Source organism: Melaminivora alkalimesophila, assembly GCF_000282995.1.
GTDB classification, from domain to species: Bacteria; Pseudomonadota; Gammaproteobacteria; order Burkholderiales; family Burkholderiaceae_C; genus Melaminivora; species Melaminivora alkalimesophila.
Genome location: NZ_ALEE01000535.1, coordinates 1 through 5,660 on the forward strand (window position 1 = coordinate 1; position 5,660 = coordinate 5,660).

6 protein-coding genes and 1 pseudogene are annotated in these 5,660 nt (G+C 69.5%); 3 read left to right on the forward strand and 4 right to left on the reverse strand.

Annotated features, from left to right (window positions below):
* Together A612_RS10430 and murJ are read right to left on the reverse strand one after the other, a co-directional pair.
* Positions 1–192 (reverse strand): annotated as a pseudogene (locus A612_RS10430) (transglutaminase); the annotation flags it as partial.
* Between the two features lie 47 nt (positions 193–239).
* A complete protein-coding gene (gene murJ / locus A612_RS10435; protein WP_040436604.1) occupies positions 240–1,805 on the reverse strand; it encodes a murein biosynthesis integral membrane protein MurJ in 1,566 nt (521 codons plus the stop codon).
* Positions 1,806–1,912: 107 nt separating this feature from the next.
* On the opposite strand from murJ, the gene rpsT reads away from it, so the two are divergent.
* Positions 1,913–2,215 carry a 30S ribosomal protein S20 gene (gene rpsT, locus A612_RS10440; RefSeq protein ID WP_019374431.1) on the forward strand — a complete coding sequence of 101 codons (303 nt, stop codon included), beginning with the start codon at positions 1,913–1,915 and terminating at the stop codon, positions 2,213–2,215.
* Between the two features lie 152 nt (positions 2,216–2,367).
* Here rpsT and A612_RS10445 read toward each other — a convergent pair whose 3' ends face one another.
* Positions 2,368–2,697, reverse strand: coding sequence for a DUF3579 domain-containing protein (locus A612_RS10445; RefSeq protein ID WP_019374432.1), 330 nt, complete (start codon positions 2,695–2,697; stop codon positions 2,368–2,370).
* A 236-nt stretch (positions 2,698–2,933) separates the two neighbouring features.
* Here A612_RS10445 and A612_RS10450 point away from each other — a divergent pair, with 236 nt between their 5' ends.
* Both A612_RS10450 and argF read left to right on the forward strand, forming a co-directional pair.
* A complete protein-coding gene (locus A612_RS10450) occupies positions 2,934–4,151 on the forward strand; it encodes an aspartate aminotransferase family protein (RefSeq protein ID WP_019374433.1) in 1,218 nt (405 codons plus the stop codon).
* A gap of 14 nt (positions 4,152–4,165) precedes the next feature.
* Positions 4,166–5,086, forward strand: coding sequence for an ornithine carbamoyltransferase (gene argF / locus A612_RS10455; RefSeq protein WP_019374434.1), 921 nt, complete (start codon positions 4,166–4,168; stop codon positions 5,084–5,086).
* A 25-nt stretch (positions 5,087–5,111) separates the two neighbouring features.
* On the opposite strand, the gene A612_RS10460 is transcribed toward argF, so the two are convergent.
* Positions 5,112–5,660, reverse strand: a 549-nt coding sequence (locus A612_RS10460; protein WP_019374435.1) for a DUF488 domain-containing protein, incomplete at its 5' end; no start/stop codon positions are given.

Here is a 5,660-nt window from a genome sequence, read left to right on the forward strand (position 1 = left end):
CAGCCGCCGCGCGAGCCGCGCCAGCAGCGCGTCCACATCGGCCAGCAGCTGCTGCACGTCCAGGCGCGGGCGGGCATCCTGGGCGATGCAGGCGGCCGCCTCCAGCAGCGCGAGCGAACCCCCGGGCTGGGGCGCCACCAGCGCAGCGAAATACTGCAGTGGGGTGGGAACGGTGTAACTCAGGGGCGGCATGCAGGACAGGTATCAAACAGGGGAAACGACGCCAGGCGGGCGCCCGCTCAGCGCCGCAGCAGCTGGCGCGGACGCAGGCCCAGTGCCGCCAGGGTACCGAAATACACGAAACCCGCACCGAGCAGGGCCAGCGCCAGCAACCCGGCGCGCTGCAGCGCATGCGCCCGCAGGCCCAGCCAGTCGAAGCGGCCATCGACCCACCACAGGAACAGCGCCAGCACCGCCGCCGCCGCCAGCACCTGCAGCACCAGCCGCCCCCAGCCCGGCAGCGGCGCGTAGCTGCCGCGCCGCAGCAGCCCGGTGAGCAGCCACGCCGCGTTCACCATCGCCCCGAGCCCGATGGACAGCGCCAGCCCGGCATGCGCCAGCCAGGGAACGAGCACCAGGTTCATGAGCTGCGTGGCCACCAGCACCACCATGGCGATGCGCACCGGCGTGCGGATGTCCTGGCTGGCGTAGTAGCCCGGCGCCAGCACCTTGATCGCCACCAGCCCGAGCAGCCCCGCGCCATAACCCGCAAGGGCCACCGTGATGGCCTGCACATCGGTGGCGGTGAGCGCGCCGTGGTGGAACAGCGTCGCCACCAGCGGGCGACCGAAGGCCAGCAGCCCGACCGCGCAAGGCACCGCCAGCAGCAGCACCATGCGCAGCCCCCAGTCCAGCATGCCGCTGTAGCGCGCCGCGTCTGCGGCCGCGCGGGCCGCCGCCAGCTGCGGCGTCAGCACCACCCCCAACGCCACGCCCAGCAGCGCCGTCGGGAACTCCATCAGGCGGTCGGCATAGAACAGCCAGGTCACGCTGCCCGGTGCCAGCCAGGAGGCGATCTGCGTGTTGATCATCAGCGACAGCTGCGCCACCCCGACGCCCAGCACCGCCGGCGCCATCAGCGCCAGGATGCGGCGCACCCCCGGGTGCCCCCAGGCGGCGCGGATGCGGCCCAGGCTTGCACCGATGCGCGGCAGCAGCCCCAGGCGCGCCAGCGCCGGCACCTGCACCGCCAGCTGCAGCACGCCGCCGGCCATCACGCCGCCGACCATGGCGTAGATCGGCTCGATGCCGCGCGCCGCCAGCTGCGGCGCGCCCAGCCACGCCGCCCCGATCATCGACAGATTCAGCAGCACCGGCGTGGCGGCAGGCACGGCAAAGCGCCTCCAGGTATTGAGCACACCCGCGGACAGCGCCACCAGCGACATGAAGCCGATGTAGGGAAACATCCAGCGCGTCATGAACACGGCGGCCTCGAAACTCTCCGGGCTCTGGCGCAGGCCGCTCGCCAGCAGCCACACCAGCCCGGTCGCACCGGCCATGCCCAGCAGGCTGACCAGGACGAGCACCCAGAACAGCACCGTCGCCACGGCATCGACCAGCGCGCGCGTGGCGGCTTCGCCATGCTGCTCGCGATGGCCCGCCAGCACCGGCACGAAGGCCTGGCTGAAGGCGCCCTCGGCAAACAGCCGCCGGAACAGGTTCGGAATGCGAAAGGCCACGTTGAAGGCGTCGGTCAGCGCGTTGGCGCCGAAGACCGAGGCCATCAGCAGGTCGCGCACCAGGCCCGTGACGCGCGAGGCCAGGGTCAGCAGCGAGACGGTGGAAGCAGCTTTGAGCAAGGACACCGCGCGAAGTGTATGCGCGCGCCAGGGCGCTTCCCGCAAGAATGCGCAAGAGCTATAATGGCGGGCTTTGCTGGCAACATCCACAGACACCAGAAGGATTTACTACCATGGCATCCAACAAGCCCAAGAAGAAAGACCCGCGCCTTGCCTCGGGTCGCAAGCGCAGCCGCCAGGGCGTCAAGCTCAACGCTGCCAACACCTCGCTGCGCTCCAAGTACCGCACCGCCGTGAAGAACGTCGAGAAGGCGGTGCTCGCCGGCGACAAGGACAAGGCCACCGAACTGTTCGCCAAGGCCCAGTCCGTGCTCGACACCATCGCCGACAAGGGCATCTTCCACAAGAACAAGGCTGCCCGCGACAAGAGCCGCCTGTCCGCCAAGGTCAAGGCCCTGGCCACCGCAGCCGCCTGACTGTTTCAGGCCAACAGCCCGGGTGGCTCGCCGCCCGCCGTTTGTAACGGGTGCGCTGCCAGCAAGAACGTGAAAACCGCCTTCGGGCGGTTTTTTCGTGTCCAGTATCCGGCCGTTCCTCCGGCCTGCCCCGCGCGGCAGGGCTGGCGCCCTCAGGCCTTTGGCGCCGGCTCGTCGGGCAACAGGCAGGCCTCGACCACCTGCAGGTCGTTGTCGCGCGCAAAGCCCATCACGAAATCCCAGGCCATGGGCTCGTGTTCGCGCAGCTCCTCGCGCACCACCACACACTTCACGTCCCCGATCGTCGTCGGGATGCACCACGGCGAGTAGCGCAAATGGCTGCCCGGCGTGGCGCGCGCTCCACCCGGGCGAAACTGGCTCATGACGCCCGCCAGGCGCTCGGCCCAGTCGCTGGGACGAAATCTTTTCCCCTGGTGCGTGATGCCCTGGATGAAGACTTCTTTGGAGGAGGGAGCAACCATGGGTGGGGTCGTGGAAAAGAGCCTGCAGCCTCGTGCGCTGCAACCTGCCATTCTAACTCTTATACAAGAGTGAGGCCCCACGGCGCGGCAGCCGTCGTGCTGCCGCCGCGCTGCGGCATGCCAGCGCTCTCCGCCAGGCCTGCGGGCACCCTAGAATCATCCCCTTTCCCTTCCCGGCCCTGGCCACCTCCGCCCGGTGCCGGCCGCCCTTGTCGCCCCGTCCAGGAGATTGACGCATGACCGCCTTTGCCCCGGCCGCCTCGCCCCATGTCATGAACACCTACGCCCGCGTGCCGATCGCGCTGGAGCGAGGCCAGGGCGTGCGCGTGTGGGACGTGAACGGCAAGCAGTACCTGGACGCCCTCGGGGGCATCGCCGTGAACACCCTGGGCCACAACCACCCGAAGCTGGTGCCGGCGCTGCAGGAGCAGATCGCCAAGATCATCCACACCTCCAACTACTACCATGTGCCGCTGCAGGAAGAACTGGCGCGCCTGCTGGTCGAGCGCTCGGGCTTGACCAACGCCTTCTTCTGCAACTCCGGCCTGGAGGCCAACGAGGCGGCCCTGAAGCTCGCGCGCAAGTACGGCCACGACCGCGGCATCGAGCGCCCGCAGATCGTCGTGTACGACAAGGCCTTCCACGGCCGCTCGATCGCCACGCTGTCGGCCACCGGCAACCCCAAGGTGCAGGCCGGTTTCGGCCCGCTGGTGGAGGGCTTCATCCGCGTGCCCATGAACGACATCGAGGCGATCCGCGCCGTGACCGAGGGCAACCCCGACGTGGTGGCCGTGTTCTTCGAGACCATCCAGGGCGAAGGCGGCGTCAACCCCATGCGCGCCGACTACCTGCGCCAGCTGCGCGCGCTGTGCGACGAGCGCGGCTGGCTGATGATGATCGACGAGGTGCAGTGCGGCATGGGCCGCACCGGCAAGTGGTTCGCCCACCAGTGGGCCGGCATCGTGCCCGACGTGATGCCGCTGGCCAAGGGCCTGGGCTCGGGCGTGCCGATCGGCGCCGTGGTCGCGGGGCCGAAGGCGGCCAGCATCTTCGGGCCGGGCAACCACGGCACCACCTTCGGCGGCAACCCGCTGGCGATGCGCGCCGGGGTGGAGACCATCCGCATCATGGAAGAGGAAGGGCTGCTCGCCAACGCGGCCGAGGTGGGCGAGCACCTGAAGGCCGCCCTGGCGCGCGCCCTCGCCGGCCTGGACGGCGTGCTCGAGGTGCGGGGCCAGGGCCTGATGCTGGGCGTGGAGCTGGATCGGCCTTGCGGCGCGCTGGTGCAGCGCGCGGCCGATGCAGGCCTCCTGATCTCGGTGACGGCCGACCGGGTGATCCGCCTGGTGCCCTCGCTGGTCCTCACGCGCGCCGAGGCCGATGAAATCGTGGCCCTGCTGGCGCCGCTGGTGCGCGACTTCCTGGCCGAAGAGGCCACAGGGGCTGCAGCATGAGCAGCGCGGCGCCCATGAAACACTACCTGCAGTTCAGCGACTTCACGGCCGAGGAGTACCACTATCTCTTCGAGCGCGCGGCCATCATCAAGGCCAAGTTCAAGAACTACGAGAAGCACCATCCGCTCACCGACCGCACGCTGGCCATGATCTTCGAGAAGGCCAGCACGCGCACGCGGGTGAGCTTCGAGGCCGGCATGTACCAGCTGGGCGGCAGCGTCGTCCACCTGACCACCGGCGACAGCCAGCTCGGCCGGGCCGAGCCCATCGAGGATTCGGCCAAGGTCATCAGCCGCATGGTCGACCTGGTGATGATCCGCACCTTCGAGCAGGAGAAGATCGAGCGCTTTGCGGCGAACTCGCGCGTGCCGGTCATCAACGGGCTGACCAACGAGTTCCATCCCTGCCAGATCCTGGCCGACATCTTCACCTTCATCGAGCGGCGCGGCTCGATCGCCGGCAAGACCGTGGCCTGGGTGGGCGATGGCAACAACATGGCCAATACCTGGCTGCAGGCTGCGGCGCTGCTGGACTTTCGCGTCCACGTGAGCACGCCGCGAGGCTACGAGATCGACGAGAAGCTGGCCGTCGGCCCGGGCGGCGCGCGCGCCGGCAGCTACCAGGTCTTCGACGATCCCAAGGAGGCCTGCCGCGATGCCGACCTGGTCACCACCGACGTCTGGACCAGCATGGGCTACGAGGCGGAAAACGAGGAGCGCCGGCGCGCCTTCGCCGACTGGTGCGTGGACAGCGCGATGATGGCCGCGGCCCGTCCGGAGGCCCTGTTCATGCACTGCCTGCCGGCCCACCGCGGCGAGGAAGTCACGGCCGAGGTCATCGACGGCCCCCAGTCCGTCGTCTGGGACGAGGCAGAAAACCGGATGCATGTGCAAAAGGCACTCATGGAGTACCTTTTGCTCGGCCGAGTGGCCTGACCGGGCCGATCGGCGCCGGCCGCCTCTAGCCTGCCTCGGCTCCGGGCGCCGGGTAACGCACCGTCCCGTCCGCATCCACCACCGCGCCGGGCGTGAGCTTCACGGGTTCGCAGCGCCCGGGCGCCATGAGGTGGAACACCTGCTCGCCGCGCGCGACCAGCCAGTCCGCGACGATGCGCCGGTGGCAACGCCACCACACGGCTTCGGAACACATGAAGGCGAGGCGCTCGGCCCGCCCCCGCTCGATCAGCTCTTCCAGGCCCTCCCGGAAGGCTTCCGTCAGCGCATAGTCGGCGTAGCGGTGGAAGCTGGCGTTGGTCCAGAACGCATTGGTCTCGGAATCCGCTCCCTGGACCCGCGAGCGCAGGCCGCCCAGCGCCGCCAGGTGCTCATAGGCGATCCCATGGGGCGCGAGCGAGCCGGGCAGCGCATCCTCGTTGAACTGCGGGTTGGTGCGCGAGCGCGGAATCCGGCGGATGTCCACCACGCGCCGTATCCCGGCCGATTCCAGCATCTGCACCAGCTCTTCCAGGCTGCGGTTGGAATGCCCGATCGTGAAGAACGGCAGCCGCTC

Bases quoted from the DNA above. Each gene is read 5' to 3' on its own strand.
- rpsT (WP_019374431.1), top strand. From the start codon at position 1,913: ATGGCATCCAACAAGCCCAAGAAGAAAGACCCGCGCCTTGCCTCGGGT.
- A612_RS10445 (WP_019374432.1), bottom strand. From the start codon at position 2,697: ATGGTTGCTCCCTCCTCCAAAGAAGTCTTCATCCAGGGCATCACGCAC.
- argF (WP_019374434.1), top strand. From the start codon at position 4,166: ATGAAACACTACCTGCAGTTCAGCGACTTCACGGCCGAGGAGTACCAC.
- A612_RS10450 (WP_019374433.1), top strand. From the start codon at position 2,934: ATGACCGCCTTTGCCCCGGCCGCCTCGCCCCATGTCATGAACACCTAC.